We start from the raw sequence: 18,769 nt of genomic DNA on the forward strand, positions 1-18,769 counted from the left end.
GTTGCGGCGGCGCGCGACGCGCTTCGACAATATCGCCTCGACAATTCGGGCACGAGGGAAACACATGAAGCACATTCGCGCGACGGGCCGGCATCTGGCCTCGGCAGGCATCGCGTTCGGCCTCCTGGTGAGCGGTGCCGCGCATGCGCAGCTCGACCTGCAGTCGATCGGCGCGTCGCTGCTCGGCGGCGGGCAGCAGCAGGCGGCGCCTGCGCAGGGCGGTGTCGCGCAGTTGCTGCAGGCCTATGTCGGTGCGAACCAGCAGGTGCTGAACGGCCAGTCGTCGCTCGCATCGGCGATGGGGCTGACGGGGGCGGCCGGGCAGGCGCAACAGGCCGCGAGCCAGTTGTCCGGCGGCGATGCGCTGTCGCCGGCCACGCTGTCGCAGATGGGCGGCGCGCAGCAATCGGTGTCGCAGGCGCTCGGCCAGGCGTTCGCGAGCGGCGGCGCCACGCACGGCCCGATCGACAAGCAGGCGTTCAGCAACGGCCTCGCGTCGCTCGGGCAGGGGCTCACGCAGTATTCGCAGCTGCAGTCCGGGCTCGGTAGTCTCGGCTCGACGAGCGCCGCGTCGCTGCTGCAGTCGGGCCTGAATCCGCAGAACATGCAGGCCGCGACGTATATCGCGCAAAGCGCGCCGGGCCAGTTGCAGTCGCTTGCCGCGACGCTCGGCCAGGCCGTGCAGTTCGCGACGAGCCAGGGCATTTCGGTGCCGTCGGTGGCGTCGTCCGCGCTGAAGCTGCTGCCGTAACGTAGCGCGGGTGCCGGTGCCGGTGCCGGTGCCGGTGCCGGTGCGAGCGCGATGCGCGGCCGGCATCGCGCGCGCCGGCTACGCACAATAGTCCCGCACACCATGGGGATTTCGCGCGATGCTATCGTGGCGTGTTCCCTTATCGGTGCCGGTTCATGACTGACTCGTTCGACCTCTCGCGCTATTTCTCCCGCATCGGCTACGACGGCCCGGCCGAGCCGACGCTCGACGTGCTGCGCCGGCTGCATCTGCTGCACCCGCAGGCGATTCCGTTCGAAAACCTCAATCCGCTGACCGGCGCGCGCGTCGCGCTCGACCTGCCCGCGCTCGTCGACAAGGTGATCGAACGCCGCCGCGGCGGCTATTGCTTCGAACTCAACAAGCTGTTCTACACCGCGCTCACGACGATCGGTTTTCGCGTGACGCCGCTGATCGCGCGCGTGCGCTGGATGCGGCCGCCCGAGATCGTCACCGCGCAGACGCACATGCTGCTGCGCATCGACCTCGACGGCGCGGCATGGCTCGCGGACATCGGCTTCGGCAGCGCGACGCTGACCGCGCCGCTGCGCTTCGTGCCGGGCGAGCGGCAACTGACGCCGCACGGCGCGTTTCGCGTGATCGACGCGCCGGTCGACGGCGAATTCGACATGCAGTTCGAGATTCCCGACGGCTGGCAGACGACCTACCGCTTCTCGCTGAAGCCGGCGGAATGGATCGATTACGACGCCGCGAACTGGTTCACGTCGACGTATCCCGAATCGATCTTCGTGAACGACCTGATCGCGTGCCGCGTGCTGCCGGACGGCCGCGCGGCGTTGCTCAACACCGTGCTGACGCTGCGCGACGCGGCCGGTGCCGGGCGCACGGTCACGTTCGACAACGCAGCCGACTGGGCCGCGTGCCTGCGCGACACGATCGGCATCAATACGGCGGGATTCGATCTCGACGCGCTGTTCGAGCGGCTCGCGGCGCGCGCCGCAAAGTAACGCGGACGCACGACCTCCGACGGCGGCCCCTGCACCCATGCCGCCATCGTTCTCGATTGACTTTTGCTAGATTGCTAGCATACTAGTATCCATGACCGACGAAGAAGTGAAGCAATTCAACGTGTACCTGCCGCTCGGCCTGATCCGGCAGGTCAAGCATCGCGCCATCGAGACGGAGCAATCGCTGTCCGCGCTGGTGGCCGACGCGTTGCGCGCGTATCTGGCCGCGCCGCCGCCCGGCGCGGGACCGTCCAACCAGGAGGAGTGAGCATGTCATCCGAACGAATCGAAGCCGTGTATCTGACCACGCACAACTGGGGCAAGTCGGCGAAATTCTTTCAGGCGCTGGGCTTCAAGCTGGAATTCGAAACCGATCACCATTCGGGTCAGTTGCGCAGCGGCGACGGTCCGTTCTTGTTCATCGCCGAAGTGCCGCCGAGCGAACCGCCCGACATGCAGGTCGTGCTCAAGGTAGCCGACGAGCAGGCGGTGCAGCCCCAGCCGATCGTCGACGTCGTCACGCCGTTCGAGGACACGCACTGGGGCACGCGCGACATGACCGTGCGCGATCCGGACGGCCGGGTGTGGCGCCTGCAGGCGCCGGGCAAGCAGGGCGCGCGAGGTCGACATGACGGATAACCGCGAAGACGATGCGCCCGACAGCACGGCTGCGCGCGTCGCGCTGTGGCGCGCGCTGCACGTCGAGCTCGACGCGCCGCCGCATGTGCTCACGGACGAAATCGGGCTGCAATTGCTCGCGCCCGAACCCGGCTGGCAGCAGCGCGGCGACATGGACCCGCAGTTCACGCGGCCGTTTCGCGCGTCGATCGTCGCGCGGGCGCGCTTCATCGAGGATCTCGTGACCGAGCAGGCCGCGCGTGGCGTGCGCCAGTACGTGATCCTGGGCGCGGGGCTCGACAGCTTCGTGCAGCGCCGGCCGGAGATGGCATCGTGCGTGACCGTGTTCGAAGTCGACCAGCCGGCGCCGCAGCGCTGGAAGCAGCGGCGTCTGGTCGAACTCGGCTACGGCGTGCCCGACTGGCTGCGCTTCGTGCCGGTCGATTTCGAGGCGAAGCAGTCGTGGCGCGACGCGCTCGTCGGCACGGGCTTCGATGCCGGCCAGCCGGCGGTCGTGGTGTCCACCGGCGTCAGCATGTACCTGACGCGCGAAGCGAATGCGGCCGCGCTGCGCGAAGTGGCGTCGCTCGCGCCGGGTTCGACGTTCGCGATGACGTTCCTGTTGCCGCTGGAGAACGCGGATCCGGACGTGCGCCCGGGGCTGGAAATGGCCGCGAAGGGCGCGCGGGCGAGCGGCACGCCGTTCATCAGCTTCTTCATGCCGGACCAGATCCGGGCGCTTGCCCTGGAGGCCGGTTTTGCGAAGGCCGAACACGTGTCGGCCGCCGAGCTGACGCGCCGTTATTTCGCCGATCGCACGGACGGCCTGCGGCCGCCGAACCACGCGGAAGAGCTGCTGGTCGCGACGGTCTGAGCCGTCGCTACCGTCACGCTCGTCACGCCCGTTCGAGCACGGCCATTTCCCGCACGACCACGAGCAGCACCGCGAGGCTCGCGCCGCCGGATGCGCGCAGATCCGCGAGCAGATGCTCGTAGCGCGCGAGCGCGGCCTCGCGGCGCGCGCGCCATGCGCCGACGATCGTGTCCGGCGTGGTCGAATCCGGCGATTCCGCGAGCGCGCTGGTCGCGAGCGTGCGCTTGAGCCGCGCGACTTCCGCGAGTGCGGCGGCGCGCGCGAGCATGTCCCAGTGCGTCGGCGTCGGCAGGTTCGCCGCGCGTTCGCCGATCCAGCCGTAATTGAGCAGCGTGCCGAGCGAGAAATACACGCCGGCGACGAGTTCGAGGCTGCGGTTGCAGGTCGCCGCCACTTCGGCGATGTCGAGCAGCGCGGCCGAGATGTCGCCGCTCGCGACGCGTACCGCGAGCGCGCTGTCGACGCCGGCGTCGACCAGCACGCGCTGCCGCTCGGACAGCGCTTCCAGATCGTCGGCCGGCAGCAGCGACGGCAGTTGCGGCGCGATCCGCTGCACCGCGTCGCGGCAACGCGCGATCAATCCGGCGACGCCGCCGTCGGCCACCGCGCCCGACTGCAGATGCCGCAGGAACCACAGCGCCGCGCGCTCCAGCAGCCGCGCGACATCGACGAACATGCGCGCCTGCACGTCGTCGGCGACGCGGTTGTCGAGCGCATCGATATCGCGCCACACCGCATCGAGGTCGAATACGTCGCGCGCCATGATGCAGGCACGCACGATGTCGCCCGGCTTCGCGTCGGTTTCCTCCATCAGCCGGTGCACGAATGCGCAGCCGACGCGGTTCACGAGCGCGTTGGTCAGGTGCGTCGCGAGAATCTCGCGGCGCAGCGGATGGCGGCGCATCGGCTCGCTGAAGCGCTGTTGCAGCGGCTTCGGGAAGTAGTCGACGAGCATCGCGGCCACGAGCGGGTCCTCGGGCACGTCGGATTCGAGCAGCGCATCGTAGAGCCACATCTTGCTGTACGCGAGCAGCACCGCACGCTCCGGCGACGTGAGGCCGAGCTTCGCGGCCTGCCGCTCGGCGACTTCGTCGTCAGTCGGCAGGAATTCGATCACGCGGTTCAGGCGGCCCGCGCGTTCGAGCCAGCGCATCAGCCGCGCCTCGGCGTCGAGCAGCTCGACCGCGTAGCGGCCCGCGATCGACAGCGCCTGCGTCTGGTAGTAGTTGTCGCGCAGCACGAGCAGGCCGACTTCGTCGGTCATTTCCGCGAGCAGCGCGTTGCGCTGCTTCTCGGTCATTTCGCCGTCGGAGACGACGAGCCCGAGCAGAATCTTGATGTTGACTTCGTGATCCGAACAATCGACGCCGGCCGAGTTGTCGATCGCATCGGTATTGATGCGGCCGCCGCGCTGCGCGAACTCGATGCGGCCGAACTGCGTGCAGCCGAGATTGCCGCCTTCGCCGACGACCTTGCAGCGCAGGTCCGCGCCATTCACGCGGACCGCGTCGTTCGCGCGGTCGCCGACCTGCGCGTGGGTTTCGCGCGCCGCCTTCACGTAGGTGCCGATGCCGCCGTTGTACAGCAGGTCGACCGGCGCCTGCAGGATCGCGCGGATCAGCTCGGTCGGCGGCAGCGCGTGCGCGTCGATGCCGAGCGCGGCCTGCACCGCCGGCGACAGCGGGATCGTCTTCGCGGTGCGCGGATACACGCCGCCGCCCGCCGAGATCACCGACGTATCGTAGTCGGCCCAGCTCGAGCGCTCGAGCGCGAACATGCGCTGGCGCTCCGCGAAGCTCGTCGCCGGGTCGGGGTTCGGGTCGAGGAACACGTGCCGGTGATCGAACGCGGCGACGAGCCGGATATGCGGCGACAGCAGCATTCCGTTGCCGAACACGTCGCCCGACATGTCGCCGACGCCGACCACGGTGAAGTCGGTGGCCTGCGTGTCGACGCCCATTTCGCGGAAGTGCCGCTTCACCGATTCCCATGCACCGCGCGCGGTGATCGCCATCTTCTTGTGGTCGTAGCCGACCGAGCCGCCGGACGCGAACGCGTCGTCGAGCCAGAAGCCGTATTCGTGCGAGATCGCGTTCGCGTAGTCGGAGAAGGTGGCCGTGCCCTTGTCGGCGGCGACGACGAGATACGGATCGTCGGGGTCGTGGCGCACCACGTCGGGCGGCGGCACGATCGCGTTGCCGGCGAGGTTGTCGGTGAGGTCGAGCAGCCCGCGCAGGAACGTCTGGTAGCACGCGATGCCTTCGCGCATCCACGCTTCGCGATCGCTCTGCGGCGGCGGGTTCTTCACGACGAAGCCGCCTTTCGAGCCGACCGGCACGATCACGACGTTCTTCACCATCTGCGCCTTCATCAGCCCGAGCACCTCGGTGCGGAAATCCTCGCGGCGATCCGACCAGCGCAGGCCACCGCGCGCGACGCGCCCGCCGCGCAGGTGCACGCCCTCGACCCGCGGCGAGTACACCCAGATCTCGAACATCGGCTTCGGTTCGGGCAGGCCGGGCACCTTCGCCGGGTTGAACTTGAACGACAGGTACGGCTTCGGCTCGCCGTTCGCGTCGGCGAGGAAGTAGTTCGTGCGCTCGGTCGCGTTGATCACGCCGAGGAACTGGCGCAGGATGCGGTCCTCGTCGAGGTTCGGCACCTGGTCGAGCGCGCCTTCGATCGCCTTCAGCAGGCGTTCGGCCTGCACGTCGCGCGTGTCGCCGATGCGCGGGTCGAAGCGCAGCAGGAACAGCTCGACGAGTTGCCGCGCGATCGCCGGATTGCCGGTCAGCGCGCGTTCGATATATGCGTCGCTGAAGGTCGAGCCGACCTGCCGCAGGTATTTCGCATACGCGCGCAGGATCGTCACTTCGCGTGCGCTCAGGTGCGCACGCAACACGAGGCGGTTGAAGTCGTCGTTCTCGATCCGGCCGCTCCAGATCCGGTCGAACGCATCCTCGAACAGGCCTTTCACGCGCTCGATGTCGAACTCGGTATCGTCCGCGAGCTCGAGGCCGAAATCGTGTATCCACGCATGCGCGCCATCCTGCGTCTGAATCCGGTATGGCCGCTCCTCGTCGACGCGCACGCCGAGATGTTCGAGCATCGGCAGGCTGCGCGACAGCGCGATCGGGTCGCCCGCGCGATAGACCTTGAAGCGGAACGCGCGCGGCCCGGCCTCGATCGGCCGGTACAGGTTCATCGCGAGCTGGCCCGAGTCCTTCACGCGCTCGATCAGCTCGATGTCGCGCACGGCCGTGCGCGCCGGGTAGTCGTCGCGATAGCCGGCCGGGAACGACTCGGCATAGCGTTGCAGCAGGCGGTTGCCTTGTTCTTCGCCGAATGCGTCGAGCAGCGCGTCGGCGAGATCGTCCTGCCAGCGGCGCGTGACCTGCACGAGCCGCGTTTCGAGCTCGCGCGTGTCGACGTCGGGCATCGTGCCCGGTTCCGCATGCACGACGAAATGAATCCGCGCGATCGCCGATTCCGACAGCAGCGGCGTGAATTCGACGTTTACGCCGTTGTACGCGTCGACCAGCAGCTTCGCGATGCGGCGGCGCAGGTCGGTGTTGTACTTGTCGCGCGGCACGAACACGAGACACGACACGAAGCGGTCGAACCGGTCGCGCCGTACGAACAGGCGCGTGCGCTGGTGCTCCTGCAGGCGCAGGATGCCGAGCGCGATGTCGTAGAGCTGGTCTTCGTCGGCCTGGAACAGTTCGTCGCGCGGATAGGTTTCGAGCACCGTCACGAGCGACTTGCCGAGATGCCCCTTCGGCAAAAAGCCCGCGCGCCGCACGATGTTCGCGCACTTGCGGCGCACGATCGGGATCTCGGCGCTCGACACCATGTACGCGGTCGACGTGTAGAGCCCGATGAAGCGGCGCTCGCCGGTGACCTTGCCGTCGGCGCCGACGAGTTTCACGCCGACGTAGTCGAGATAGCCGGGCCGGTGCACCGTCGCGCGCGAATTCGCCTTGGTCAGGAAGATCGGCCACGCGCCGGTGATGATGTCGGCGGCGGCCTGCGGCAGCGGCGTCACGTCGGGCGCGTCGGACGTGCGCAGCGATTCGCGCAGGATGCCGAAGCCCGAGCCCTCGATGCCGCGCAGGCCGAAGCCCGTGCCGTCCGACACGAGCGCGTAGTCGCGCTGGCCCAGGAACGTGAAGTGATCGGCGGCCATCCATTCGAGGAATGCGCGCGCCTCGATGTCCTCCGCGGTCGCTTCGCGCGCCTTCATCTCCTTGATCGTCGCGCGGGCGATGTCGACGATCTTCGGCCAGTCCTCCACCGACGCGCGCACGTCGCCGAGCACGCGCGCGATGTCCTCGCGCAGCGTGTCGAGCAGCGCGGCGTCGCCGCAGCGGTCGACTTCGAAATGGATGAACGACGCGAGTTGCGACTGGCCGTCGCTCGAGGTTGCGCCGCCGGCGTCGACCCGCTCGATGCCGCCGCCGGCGCCGCGCCAGATGCGGAACACCGGATGCAGCGCCGAATGCAGCGCGAGCCCGAGACGGTTGACGGCCATCGTCACCGAGTCGACCAGGAACGGCATGTCGTCGTTGACGATCTCGATCACCGTGTGGTCGGAATGCCAGCCGTGCTGTTCGAGGATCGGGTTGTACACGCGCAGGCGTTCGCTGCCGGGCACGAATTTCTGGGCGGTCTGCCAGTGCGCCATCGCGGCGCCGTACAGGTCGGCGATGCTGCGATTCTGCAGATCGTCGGCGTCGACGAAATCGTAGTAGTGACGCAGGAAGGGTTCGACGATCCGGAACGTGGCTTCGGGCAGGCGGGCGCGCGCGAATTCGACGACATCGGAGAGCAGGTGTGCGACGACTTCCTCGTTCTTCGCTTCCATGGCGGTCTCCGTCGGGTGGCCATTGGCTGCTGCGTCTGTCCGGCATTATGCGCCGATTGCGTGACAAAGCGATGTGCGGGTGCACAAGGGCGGTGGGCGGAGAAACCCGCAGGCAGCGCCTCTCGCGGGCGCCGCGGTGCGGGGTTCAGCGCAGGGCGGACGACGCGGAAGCGGGGCGACCCGCGGTGCTCAGCCCTCGTCGCTCCACAGCTTGCCGGCGGTCGCCCAGTTTTCCTTCTTCACGTCGGTGAGGATGATGTCGACCGAGCCCGGCGCGCAGCCGAGCGTTTCGCACGTGACGCGTGTGATTGCTTCGACGAATGCGCGCTTCTGCTCGACGGTGCGGCCTTCGAACAGCTGGATATTGAAAGTCGGCATGGCATAAGGCTCCGGTTGGAATGGATTGAACGATTGACGGTGAACGATTCGGTTGGGTGCGAAGGCAACGTCAGTCGCGATACGACGGATCGATCCGGTCGAGCCGCCGCAGCAGCGCCGGCCATTCCAGTTCGCCTTCGATCGCGCCGCCGTCGCGCAGTTGTTCCGCGGTGCGCTCGGCGATGGCCGGCGCCGGCAGCACGAGCGGTCCGCCGCCGGCCTGCGCGCGCACCTGGATGTCGCACGCCTTGATCAGCGTATCCATCAGCACATACGCCTCCGCGACGGTCCGGCCGACCGTCAGCGTGCCGTGGTTGCGCAGCAGCATCGCGGATTTCGCGCCGAGGCTCGCGGTCAGCCGCGCGCCCTCGGCCGGCGAGAACGCGAGTGCTTCGTAGTCGTGGTACGCGAGGTCGCCATGAAAGCGCAGCGCATGCTGCGACGCCGGCAGCAGCCCGTCGCGCTGGATCGACACGGCGATACCGGCCGTATTGTGCAGGTGCATCACGCAGACCGCGTCGGCGCGTGCGGCGTGCACGGCCGCATGCAGTGCGAAGCCGGTCACGTTGACCGCGTGCTCGCCGGCGCCGATTCGGTTGCCGGCCAGGTCGATCTTCACGAGGTTCGACGCGCGAACCTCGTCGAACGTGAGGCCGAACGGGTTGATCAGGAAGTGGCCGGGTTCGCCCGGCACGGTCGCGGACAAATGCGTGTAGATCAGGTCGTCCCAGCCGTTCAGCGCGACGAGCCGGTACGCGGCCGCGAGGTCGACCCGCAGCTTGCGTTCGGCGTCCGAGATCGGGCCGCCGGGCTTCACGGCATCAGGACGGTGTGCGAATGACATCGGGTTCTCCAAGGGTGAGGCGGCGCGTGACGGCTACGGTCGCCCACGACGCGAGCGCGAACGGGGCCGTGAACACGGGGATGCCCGCACCCATCGCGAGCCACTGGAGCAGCGCGGCGAGGGCGGCGGCCGCGAGCGCCGCACGCGGGCCGCGCGGCATCAGCGCGAGCGCGGCGAGTGCGCCGTTGAAACCGAGCAGGCCGTCGGCGAACGATGCGCCACTCGCGCCGAGCGCGACCAGCAGCACGGTCGACACAAGCGCGCCGCCAAGCGCGAACGCGGCCGCGCGGCGCGACGCGACGGCAAGGCCGGCAACGACCAGCGTGCCGGCCCACGCGCCGTGCGCGAAGGTGGTTTGAGCGACGCCCGACAACAGCGCGGCGGCCGCGGAATCGAACGTCAGCAGCGCGTCGGCGCTCACGCCGTCCGCATGTTGCAATGCGACAAACGGCAGCCACAGCGCGGTGACGGCCAGGCACGGGCTCGAATACGGGCACTGACGCCAGCGGGCGAGCGGCTTGCGCATCGCGCGTTGCACGAGCGCCGCGCTGATCGCGAGCAGTGGCACCAGCGCGACGGCGGCGAGTGGATGGGGCGCGAACAGCACGGCGATCAGCGCGGCCAGCGCGCCGTTGAAGCCGTGCAGCCCCTGTTCGACGTCGCGGCGTTCGGCGCCCATCAGCACGGCCGTCATGCTGGCGGCGGCCGAGCCGACCAGCGCTGCGCACGCGAGCCGCAGGTCGGTCAGCGCCAGCGCGACGAGCAGCAGCGCGCCGGTGAGCGCATTCGCCTGCAGCACGACCTGCCCGATGCCGCGCAGCAGGATGCGCAGGTCGATCGACGGCGAGGCGGGGCGGGCGGTAGGCATGATGGCGGCGGAACAGGATGAGCCGCGAGCATAGGACACTCCGCGATGCACCGGAATAGGGAATTCTGGATAGTCAGGATTTGTGGTAGATGCCCTGAAACGGGGCATCGAGAGGCGCGGGGCGCGTACTTGGCGGTGTTTTGTTGGCGTTTTCGCGAGATTCCGGCGATTCGATATCAAATTTGCGCCATCGCTATTGTTTTCGCGTGCCCGCTGGGCTGCCGCCAAGGGGTGATCCATGCGCGTCAGTTTCAACGCTCTAGCGACCGGGCCGCCGAGCTGGACTCGATCGACGGTGATATTCCGGATAGCGATGATTTATGTGACGATGCCCCGACACGGGATACCAAGGAGGTGGAACGATGCGTGAGGTGCGGTGGGCGTCGCTCGAAGGCGACGGGGTCGAACATCTGACGTTCGACCGGAGTGGCGGTGCGATCGTCGTCGAAAGCGCGGTGGTCGGCCAGCGGTACGGCCGCGCGTACGGGCTTGCGTATCGCGTCGAGTGCGATCCGCAGTGGCGGGTGAAGTACGCGGTGCTGAAGGTGATGGGCGGCGGCACGCTCGAGCTGCACGGCGACGGGGCCGGGCACTGGCGCGACGGTTCAGGCCGGGCGCTGGACGAGCTGGACGGCTGCATCGACATCGATATCGCCGCGACGCCGTTTACGAATTCGCTGCCGATCGGCCGCCTCGGGCTCGCGCGCGGCGAGCGGCGGCCGATCGACGTCGCGTACATCTCGACGCCGGACCTGACGGTCACGCCGGTCAAGCAGGCTTATGCGTGCATCGAACCGGGCCGCCGCTACCGCTACGAAGGGATCTTCCGGAATTTCACCGCGGAGATGGACATCGACGACGACGGGCTTGTCGTCGACTACGAAACGCTGTTCAAGCGCCTGCCGCCGCTGCGCTGAACTGCGGCGCCCGTTTGCGCGGCCGGCGCCGCCGCCGGTACTGCCACGACCGCGGGCCGTTCATGCGCGGACGCGAACCGGTCGATCCGCGACGCGATCAGGTCGGGATGGCGCAGCACGATCCAGTGCGTGCCATCGATTTCCTCGCGCACGTGGTCGCCGAGCCAGCGGTCGAGGTCGACCGACATCTCGGGGGTCACGTAGCGGTCGCGCACGGGCACCAGAATCTGCACCGGCGCCTGCGCGTACCGTTCACGCGGCTTGCGGGCCCGCGCGAGAAAGTTCGCACGATACATCTGCATCCCGTTCAACGCATTCTTCAGTTGCACGGGATCGCGCTCGGCCCGCACGCGTTCGGTGAGCTGGAGCCAGCGCGGCCACAGCGCGGCCCCGCCGAGCCGCCATACCAGCGACGGCACGACCGGCAGATGGAAGAACCCGATGTACCACGACTTCAGGCTCTGCTTGAGCCGCAGCTTCGCGCGGAACACGTGATCGAGGCACGGGCCCGAGATCGACGTGTACGACGCGATGCGGCCGCGTAACGCCGGGTCGGTCACGGCCTCCCAGCACTGGATCGAGCCCCAGTCGTGGCCGACGAGGTGGAACGACCGGCCGCCGCAGGTCGCGTCGGCCACTGCCTTCAGGTCGCCGGCGAGCCGCTCGAGCGTGTAGTCGGCGCGGCGGCGCGGCGCATCGGATGCGCCGGCGCCGCGCACGTCGTACGCGATCACGCGGTAGCGCTTCGCGAGCCGCGCGCGGATCGGCGCCCACACGGCCGCCGAGTCGGGATAGCCGTGCACGAGGATCAGCGGCGGCGCGCGGCGCGACCCGCTTACGTAGACGGCGAGTTTCACGTCGCCGGACTGGACGGTCAGCATCTCGTGAGCGCGCGCCATGGCGTCATGCCTGCGCGACCGAATGCAGCGGCACGCGGCGCGGGGCGGCTTGCGCCGCATAGCGCGCGTTGGTCGCGTCGATGTTCTCGAGCAGCGTGTCGAGCTCCTGCAGGTATTGATGGTTGTCGTGATCCCACGGGTGGAAGCCCGGACGGAAGTAGTCGAGCCATTCGCGCGCGATGCTCGGGAACACCCCGTTCTTCGGGCTGTACAGATACTTCACGAGGCGCCACATACCGCCGAACTTGCCGTGTTCGCGACGGTGCGCGCGCATCAGCCGCACGTGGAAGTCGAACACGATGGCCCAGAAGAACACGGTCGTCGTCAGCATCGTGCCGGTGCGCAGCAGGTAGCTGCCGAGGCCCGGCTTCATCACGGTGCGCCACACGTCGTAGGACACCGCCTTGTGCTCGGTTTCCTCCATCGCGTGCCACATCCACATCTGCTGGTAGCCCTCGACCGAGCCGTCGATCCGGTGTTCGTGGCCCGACAGCAACTGGTTCGCGAGGATCGCCGTGTAGTGCTCGAGCGCGATTGTGATCGCCAGCTGCATCGAGTGCGGCAGCACCTTCTTGAACCAGCCGAGGATCGTCCACAGGCGCTTGTCGAGCTTGTGCGCGGGCAGACCGGACGCCTGCAGCAGGTCGTTGTACTCGATGTGCTCGCGCGTGTGCATCGCTTCCTGCCCGATGAAGCCGATCACCTGCTTCTTCAGCTCGGGGTCCTCGATCCGGTCGCGATAGTTGCGCACCGAATCCATGAAGAAGCGTTCGCCGGCCGGGAACAGCAGCGACAGCGCATTCATGAAGTGCGTGACCGGCACGCCCTGCACGTGCCAGTCCTTCGCGCGTTCGGGGGGCAGCGCGAAACGGATGTCGCGCCGCACGGGCATCATGTTCGGTGTCGTCATGATTGTTCTCCCTGATTGCCTGCATTGTTGTAGGTGGCGTGCACCGGGGCCGGCGCCGCCGTGCCGCGTGCGGCACGCCGGGCCTTCGCGGCCTCGCGGCGGGTCGCGAGCACGACGAGCGCCTGGTAGGCGGCCGGCAGGATGCGCGCCATCCAGTCCGCGCCCTTCGCGTCGCGGCCGATCAGCACGCGGCGCTTGTTCTTGCGCACGCCGGCGAGGATCGTGCGCGCGGCGTCGTCGGCGGTCGTGATGAAGAACTTCTCGAAGCTGTCCTTGCCTTGCTGTTCGCTCTCGACGATGAAGCCGACCATGTTCTTCGCGACGCGGCTCGACTGCGCGATGTTCGTGCGGATGCCGCCCGGATGCACGCAGGTGGCCGACACGCCGCACTTCATCATGTCGAGTTCCTGGCGCAGCGATTCGGTGAAGCCGCGCACCGCGAACTTGGTCGCGTTGTAGCCGCTCATGCCCGGCTGCGCGAAGATTCCGAAGATGCTCGACGTGTTGATCACGTGGCCGTCGCCCGATGCCTTCAGGTGCGGCAGGAACGCCTTCGTGCCGTGCACGACGCCCCAGAAGTTGATGTTCACGATCCACTCGAGATCGCTGTATTCCATGCCTTCGATCGTGCTCGACAGCGCGACGCCCGCATTGTTGAAGATCAGGTTGACCTTGCCATGCTCTTTCGCGGTGTCGTCGGCCCACGCGAACATCGCGTCGCGATCGCCGACGTCGAGGACGCGCGTCGACACGCGCACGTTCGGCGCGATCGCGCGGACGATCCGTTCGGTTTCGGCGAGGCCGACGCCGTTCTTGTCGGCGAGCGACACGTGGCAGCCGGCCTGCGCGAGCTGGATCGCGAGCGCGCGGCCCATGCCCGAGCCGGCACCCGTGATCGCGGCGACCTTGTTGGAGAAATCTCTCATGTCGTGGCTCCTTGTCTGGCTCAGGCCGCTTCGGCGGACGTGGAAGCGGAAGCGGCCGGCGCGGCGGCGGGCCGCGCGGTCGTGTCGTGCTGGGGCGCTCGATACGCGTGGTAATCGGCGATCGAGAAGTGCGCGGTGGCCTGGCGGAAGCGCCAGGTGAAGCCCGGCCACAGCGTCGTGTTCTTGCCGGTGCGCGGGTCGAGGTACCAGCTCTTGCAGCCGCCCGTCGACCAGATCGCCTTCTTGAGCTTGCCCTGCAGGTCGCTGTTGAACTGCGCCTCGACGAGCGGGCGCACCTCGATCGCCTCCGCGCGCTCGCGGCGCATCGCCTGCAGCGCGCCGAGGATGTATTCAATCTGCGACTCGATCATGAACACCATCGAGTTGTGGCCGAGGCCCGTGTTCGGGCCGACGATCATGAAGAAGTTCGGGTAGCCGGGCAGCGTCGTGCCGAGATACGCGTGCGCGCCGTCGCGCCACGCGTCGACGATGTCGAGGCCGCCGCGGCCGATGATCGCGCCGCGCGGATACGGGTCGGCCACCTGGAAGCCGGTGCCGTAGATCAGGCAGTCGACTTCATGGCGCTTGCCGTCGGTCGTCACGACCGCGTCGGCTTCGATATGGTCGATGCCGGTCGTGATCACGTCGACGTTCTTGCGCGACAGCGCCGGGTAGTAGTCGTTCGAGATCAGCACGCGCTTGCAGCCGAGCGTGTAGTTCGGCGTGACCGTCTTGCGCAGCTCCGGGTCGGGAATCTGCTTGCGGATGTGGCGCAGCGCGAGCTTCTGCACGTTCTTCATCAGCGACGGATGGATCGCGAAGCCGAGCACGCGCGATTCGAGCATCCAGTAGATGCCGCTGCGCACGACCTTCTGCGTGAACGGCAGCGTGCGGAACAGCCATTTCTCGAAGCCGCTCAGGTTACGGTCGGGCTTCGGCATGATCCACGGCGGCGTGCGCTGGAACAGTGCGAGTTCCTTCACGCGCGGCGCGATCTGCGGGACGAACTGGATCGCACTCGCGCCGGTGCCGATCACCGCGACGCGCTTGCCTTCGAGCGGGTAGTCGTGATCCCACTGCTGCGAATGGAACGCACGGCCCTGGAAGTTTTCGACACCGGGAATCGCCGGCAGCGCGGCGCGCGACAGGCCGCCCATCCCCGACACCAGCACGCGCGCGGATAGCCGCTTGCCGTTCGCGAACGTGAGGCGCCAGCGTTGCGCGGCTTCGTCGTACTCGGCGCGCTGCAGTTCGTGATTCAGCCGCAGGTGCGGGCCGACGCTGAAGCGCTGCACGCAGTCTTCGAGATACGCGCGGATCTCCGGCTGCGGCGCGAACATGCGCGTCCAGCGCGGGTTCGGCGCGAACGAGAACGAATAGACGTGCGATTGCACGTCGCATGCACACCCGGGGTAATGATTGTCGCGCCACGTACCGCCGACCGACGCGGCCTTCTCGAGGACGACGAAGTCGGTCACGCCTGTCTGTTTCAGGCGGATCGCCATCCCGAGGCCGGCGAAGCCGGTGCCGATGATGGCGATGTCGATGGTTTCGTCCAGGCCGTCATGGCCGGGTGGACCGAAAGGCAACGTGCGAGCATTCATCCGGGTGTCTCCGATTTGGCTCATTTTTGAATGTTACATTGTTTGATGTAACGATAGTGGGTGAACCCGGAAACCGCAAGAGGCTAGAAGCGGCGCTCTAAGGGCCGGAAGCCAGACGGGAAAAGGCTGAGCGGGGTTTGGAACGGAGCAGTTTCCGCAGTGCGGGATGGCCGGAAAAGGCCGTCGGCAGGGCGAGACGGGGAAGAAACGGGACCGCCGGCGCGCGACGGTCCGTTTGAAACGGTATCAGGGACGGATCGATCGGGCGGCCGTCTCATGGAAAACCCCGGCCACGATCGTGACCTGCGCGAGCGCATAGAGGCCCCAGATCAGATAGTCGATGCCCGGAAAGCCGCCAAGGAAGCGGCCGACGCCGATCAGCGTGTCGGAGCCGACGAAGATCAGGCTGCCGACGGCGACCAGCGGGCCGCGCGTGCGGGCGGCGAGCGCGAAACTCGCCATCACGCACAGCACGAGCATGTAGACGGCGACCGGCGCCAGCAGCTCGCCGAGGTGCGGGAAGAACGCCGCGTAGAACGCCGGCGCGGCGATCCACAGCCCGACGAGCGCAACGATGCGCCAGCCGTGCGGCCGCGCGCGCCACCGGAAGAAGATCGTGCAATAACACAGGTGCGTGAGCAGGAACGCGCCGAGGCCGAGGACGAACGACAGCCGCCAGTCGGGCAGCGCGAGCAGTACGTCGCCGAGCACGGCGGTCGCGAGCGCCGCGCACAGCCACGCGCGTTCGCGCGGCGCGCCGCAGGTGCTGCCCGCCGCGAGCAGCAGGACGCCCATCGCGGCTTTCGCGGCGGCCTGGCCCGGATAGGGTGCGGCGGCGAGCGACAGTCCGTACAGCAACGCCGCGGCGATGGCGAGCGGCCAGAGCCGGCGATAGGTGGCGGGAAGCGTGGCGATCAAGGCGGGTGTCTCCGGTTTGTCTTCGTCTGCAGCGGACGGCGCGCCGTCGAGGGCGCGGCTGCCGGCCATTATCCGGAAGAACGGATGCGCGAAAACCGGCGAATCCTTCTAGGAAACGACGGCGACGAGCCGCGATGTCGCCGCCGGATTTTCCGCGCGTTGCCCCGGTTGAACCGGGGCAACGGCTGCGATTCGGCTTGCTATGATCGCCGCGGTATTGCCGTTGTCGATGTCCCGCCTAGCCGCGCGACCGGATGCGCGAGCCGGGGCGTGCCGATGAATCCATGCCGTGCCCGACCCGCGCGCTGATGCGAAGGGCGGCGCCGGCTCCCCACGAAAACAGGTCCGACCATGACCGAACTTCTCCACGGCGACGGCGCGATCCGTCGCACGACGCCGTACGGTTCCTCGATCGAAAACACCTATGCGGGCGTGCTGTCGTTCATGCGCCGCAATTACTCGCGTGCGCTCGACGGCGTCGACGTCGCGATCTCCGGCGTACCGCTCGATCTCGCGACGACCTATCGTTCCGGCGCGCGGCTCGGGCCGGCCGCGATCCGCGCGGCGAGCGTGCAACTCGCGGAACTCCATCCGTATCCGTGGGGCTTCGATCCGTTCGACGATCTCGCGGCCGTCGACTACGGCGACTGCTGGTTCGACGCGCACAATCCGCTGTCGATCAAGCCGGCGATCGTCGAGCATGCGCGCACGATCCTGCGCTCGGGCGCGAAGATGCTGACGCTCGGCGGCGATCACTACATCACGTATCCGCTGCTGGTCGCGCACGCGGAGCGCTACGGCAAGCCGCTGTCGCTGATTCACTTCGACGCGCATTGCGATACGTGGGCCGACGACGATCCGGACAGCCTCAATCACGGGACGATGTTCTACAAGGCCGTGAAGGAAGGGCTGATCGATCCCGCGACGTCGGTGCAGGTCGGCATCCGCACGTGGAACGACGACTTTCTCGGGATCGAACGGCTCGATGCCGCGTGGGTGCATGACCATGGTGCGCGGGCGGCGGTCGAGCGGATCGTCGAGATCGTCGGCGCGCGGCCTGCGTATCTGACCTTCGACATCGATTGCCTCGATCCGGCGTTCGCGCCGGGAACGGGGACGCCGGTGGCGGGCGGCTTGTCGTCAGCGCAGGCGCTGTCGATCGTGCGCTCGCTCGGGGCGGTGAATCTGGTCGGAGCGGATGTGGTGGAGGTGGCGCCCGCGTACGATCATGCGGACATCACGGCGATCGCGGCCGCGCATGTCGCTTGCGATCTGCTTTGTTTGTGGCGGCAGAAGAAGGTGGCGAACGCGTTGCGTTGAGCGTGTGCCGCGCGGGACATGAAAACGGCCGGCGGGGCATCGCGCCCGGCCGGCCTGCTGAGGGAGGGTGCCGCGCGTATTACTTCGCCGCCAGCGCGCTCGCGACGTTCTTGTCGACCCAGGCGTTGTCGGCCACGCTCAGCTTCTGCGGAATCAGCTTCGCCGCGTAGAACGCATCGGCCACACCTTGCTGCGCGGCGACGATGCGCTCGTCGAGCGGCACCGCACCGAACGGCACGCGCTTGATCCACGTCTCGACGAGCGCCTGCGGCAACCCGACCTTCGGCGCCAGCAGCGCGGCCGTGTCGGCCGGATGCCCGTTCACCCACTGGCCCGTTTCGCGCGCCTGTTTCAGGATCGCGCCGACCACGTCGGGATGCTGTTGCGCGAAACTCCGCGTCGCCTCGTAGAAATTGTTGGTCGCCGCGAGCCCCGTGTAGTCGGACAGCGTGCGCACCTTCAGCGCGCTCTGCGCGGCCGCGTAGTACGGGTCCCAAACCGCCCACGCATCGACGTTGCCGCTTTCGAACGCGGCGCGCGCGTCGGCCGGCGGGAGATACACCGGCTGGATTTCGTCATAGCGCACGCCGGCCTTCTTCAGCGCCTCGAGCAGCAGGTAGTTCGCGCTCGAGCCTTTCTGCAGCGCGACCTTCTTGCCGCGCAGGGCGGCCACCGTGCGGATCGGCGAATCGGCCTTCACGAATACGGCTTCGTTGTGCGGCGCCGGCGGTTCCGCGCCGACATAGACGAACTGCACGCCGGCCGCCTGCGCGAACACGGGCGGCGGCGCGCCCGTATAGCCGAAGTCGATGCTGTTCGCGTTCAGTGCTTCGAGCAGCTGCGGGCCGGCCGGGAATTCGAACCATTGGACGCCATAGCCGAGCGGCTTGAGCCGCGCTTCGAGCGCGCCCTGCGCCTTGACGATCGACAGCAGGCCGGCCTTTTGATAACCGATGCGCACGATCTTGTCGGCGCCGCCTTGCGCGAACGCCGACGCGGCGGACAAGGCGACCAGCGAGACGGCGGCGGCGCGGGTGATCCAGCGGGTGAAACGAATCATCGAATGAACTCCATGCGAGGCATCTTCGGAGA

17 protein-coding genes are annotated in these 18,769 nt (G+C 68.1%); 7 read left to right on the plus strand and 10 right to left on the minus strand.

Annotation, left to right across the window (positions count from 1 at the left end; all coding sequences use genetic code 11):
• The first annotated feature begins 64 nt into the window (after positions 1-64).
• From BLS50_RS17055 to BLS50_RS17075, 5 genes are all read left to right on the plus strand, one after another.
• A complete protein-coding gene (locus BLS50_RS17055; RefSeq protein ID WP_074802852.1) occupies positions 65-751 on the plus strand; it encodes a hypothetical protein in 687 nt (228 codons plus the stop codon).
• A gap of 155 nt (positions 752-906) precedes the next feature.
• Positions 907-1,737, plus strand: coding sequence for an arylamine N-acetyltransferase family protein (locus BLS50_RS17060; protein WP_027805895.1), 831 nt, complete (start codon positions 907-909; stop codon positions 1,735-1,737).
• Between the two features lie 91 nt (positions 1,738-1,828).
• Positions 1,829-2,005 (plus strand): ribbon-helix-helix domain-containing protein, encoded by a 177-nt coding sequence (locus BLS50_RS17065; protein WP_006478745.1) that lies wholly within the window; start codon positions 1,829-1,831, stop codon positions 2,003-2,005.
• 2 nt (positions 2,006-2,007) lie between these two features.
• The gene (locus tag BLS50_RS17070; RefSeq protein WP_069231312.1) at positions 2,008-2,376 is read left to right on the plus strand and encodes a VOC family protein; all 369 of its coding nucleotides are present in this window, start codon (positions 2,008-2,010) and stop codon (positions 2,374-2,376) included.
• Positions 2,366-3,229 carry a class I SAM-dependent methyltransferase gene (locus tag BLS50_RS17075; protein ID WP_069231311.1) on the plus strand — a complete coding sequence of 288 codons (864 nt, stop codon included), beginning with the start codon at positions 2,366-2,368 and terminating at the stop codon, positions 3,227-3,229. Before BLS50_RS17070 ends, BLS50_RS17075 begins: the two co-directional genes overlap by 11 nt.
• Positions 3,230-3,251: 22 nt before the next feature.
• On the opposite strand, the gene BLS50_RS17080 is transcribed toward BLS50_RS17075, so the two are convergent.
• From BLS50_RS17080 to BLS50_RS17095, 4 genes are all read right to left on the minus strand, one after another.
• Entirely contained in the window at positions 3,252-8,093 is a 4,842-nt protein-coding gene (locus BLS50_RS17080) for an NAD-glutamate dehydrogenase (protein ID WP_074802855.1), read from the minus strand.
• A 189-nt stretch (positions 8,094-8,282) separates the two neighbouring features.
• Positions 8,283-8,471 carry a 4-oxalocrotonate tautomerase gene (locus tag BLS50_RS17085; protein WP_011547447.1) on the minus strand — a complete coding sequence of 63 codons (189 nt, stop codon included), beginning with the start codon at positions 8,469-8,471 and terminating at the stop codon, positions 8,283-8,285.
• A gap of 70 nt (positions 8,472-8,541) precedes the next feature.
• Positions 8,542-9,315, minus strand: a complete 774-nt coding sequence (locus BLS50_RS17090) for a class II aldolase/adducin family protein (RefSeq protein ID WP_074802858.1) — start codon at positions 9,313-9,315, stop codon at positions 8,542-8,544.
• Entirely contained in the window at positions 9,293-10,183 is an 891-nt protein-coding gene (locus BLS50_RS17095; RefSeq protein WP_074802861.1) for an urea transporter, read from the minus strand. The genes BLS50_RS17090 and BLS50_RS17095 overlap by 23 nt, the downstream gene beginning before the upstream one ends.
• A gap of 362 nt (positions 10,184-10,545) precedes the next feature.
• Between BLS50_RS17095 and BLS50_RS17100 the strand changes: the two genes are divergently transcribed.
• Positions 10,546-11,100 carry a putative glycolipid-binding domain-containing protein gene (locus tag BLS50_RS17100; RefSeq protein WP_074802865.1) on the plus strand — a complete coding sequence of 185 codons (555 nt, stop codon included), beginning with the start codon at positions 10,546-10,548 and terminating at the stop codon, positions 11,098-11,100.
• On the opposite strand, the gene BLS50_RS17105 is transcribed toward BLS50_RS17100, so the two are convergent.
• From BLS50_RS17105 to BLS50_RS17125, 5 genes are all read right to left on the minus strand, one after another.
• Positions 11,061-11,999 carry an alpha/beta fold hydrolase gene (locus tag BLS50_RS17105; protein WP_074802868.1) on the minus strand — a complete coding sequence of 313 codons (939 nt, stop codon included), beginning with the start codon at positions 11,997-11,999 and terminating at the stop codon, positions 11,061-11,063. The two genes, BLS50_RS17100 and BLS50_RS17105, sit on opposite strands and share 40 nt — an antisense overlap.
• Before the next feature lie 4 nt (positions 12,000-12,003).
• Entirely contained in the window at positions 12,004-12,909 is a 906-nt protein-coding gene (locus BLS50_RS17110) for a metal-dependent hydrolase (RefSeq protein ID WP_006478753.1), read from the minus strand.
• A complete protein-coding gene (locus BLS50_RS17115; protein ID WP_074802871.1) occupies positions 12,906-13,835 on the minus strand; it encodes an SDR family NAD(P)-dependent oxidoreductase in 930 nt (309 codons plus the stop codon). Before BLS50_RS17115 ends, BLS50_RS17110 begins: the two co-directional genes overlap by 4 nt.
• 20 nt (positions 13,836-13,855) lie before the next feature.
• Positions 13,856-15,439 carry a flavin-containing monooxygenase gene (locus BLS50_RS17120; RefSeq protein ID WP_074802874.1) on the minus strand — a complete coding sequence of 528 codons (1,584 nt, stop codon included), beginning with the start codon at positions 15,437-15,439 and terminating at the stop codon, positions 13,856-13,858.
• 246 nt (positions 15,440-15,685) lie between these two features.
• Positions 15,686-16,357: a lysoplasmalogenase gene (locus BLS50_RS17125; RefSeq protein ID WP_074806451.1), complete on the minus strand. Its 672-nt coding sequence runs from the start codon at positions 16,355-16,357 to the stop codon at positions 15,686-15,688.
• 351 nt (positions 16,358-16,708) lie between these two features.
• On the opposite strand from BLS50_RS17125, the gene speB reads away from it, so the two are divergent.
• A complete protein-coding gene (gene speB / locus BLS50_RS17130) occupies positions 16,709-17,677 on the plus strand; it encodes an agmatinase (RefSeq protein WP_074802876.1) in 969 nt (322 codons plus the stop codon).
• A 79-nt stretch (positions 17,678-17,756) separates the two neighbouring features.
• Here speB and BLS50_RS17135 read toward each other — a convergent pair whose 3' ends face one another.
• Positions 17,757-18,737 carry a sulfonate ABC transporter substrate-binding protein gene (locus BLS50_RS17135; protein ID WP_012339792.1) on the minus strand — a complete coding sequence of 327 codons (981 nt, stop codon included), beginning with the start codon at positions 18,735-18,737 and terminating at the stop codon, positions 17,757-17,759.
• Between the last annotated feature and the right edge of the window lie 32 nt (positions 18,738-18,769).

Source organism: Burkholderia orbicola (assembly GCF_900100915.1).
GTDB classification, from domain to species: domain Bacteria; phylum Pseudomonadota; class Gammaproteobacteria; order Burkholderiales; family Burkholderiaceae; genus Burkholderia; species Burkholderia orbicola.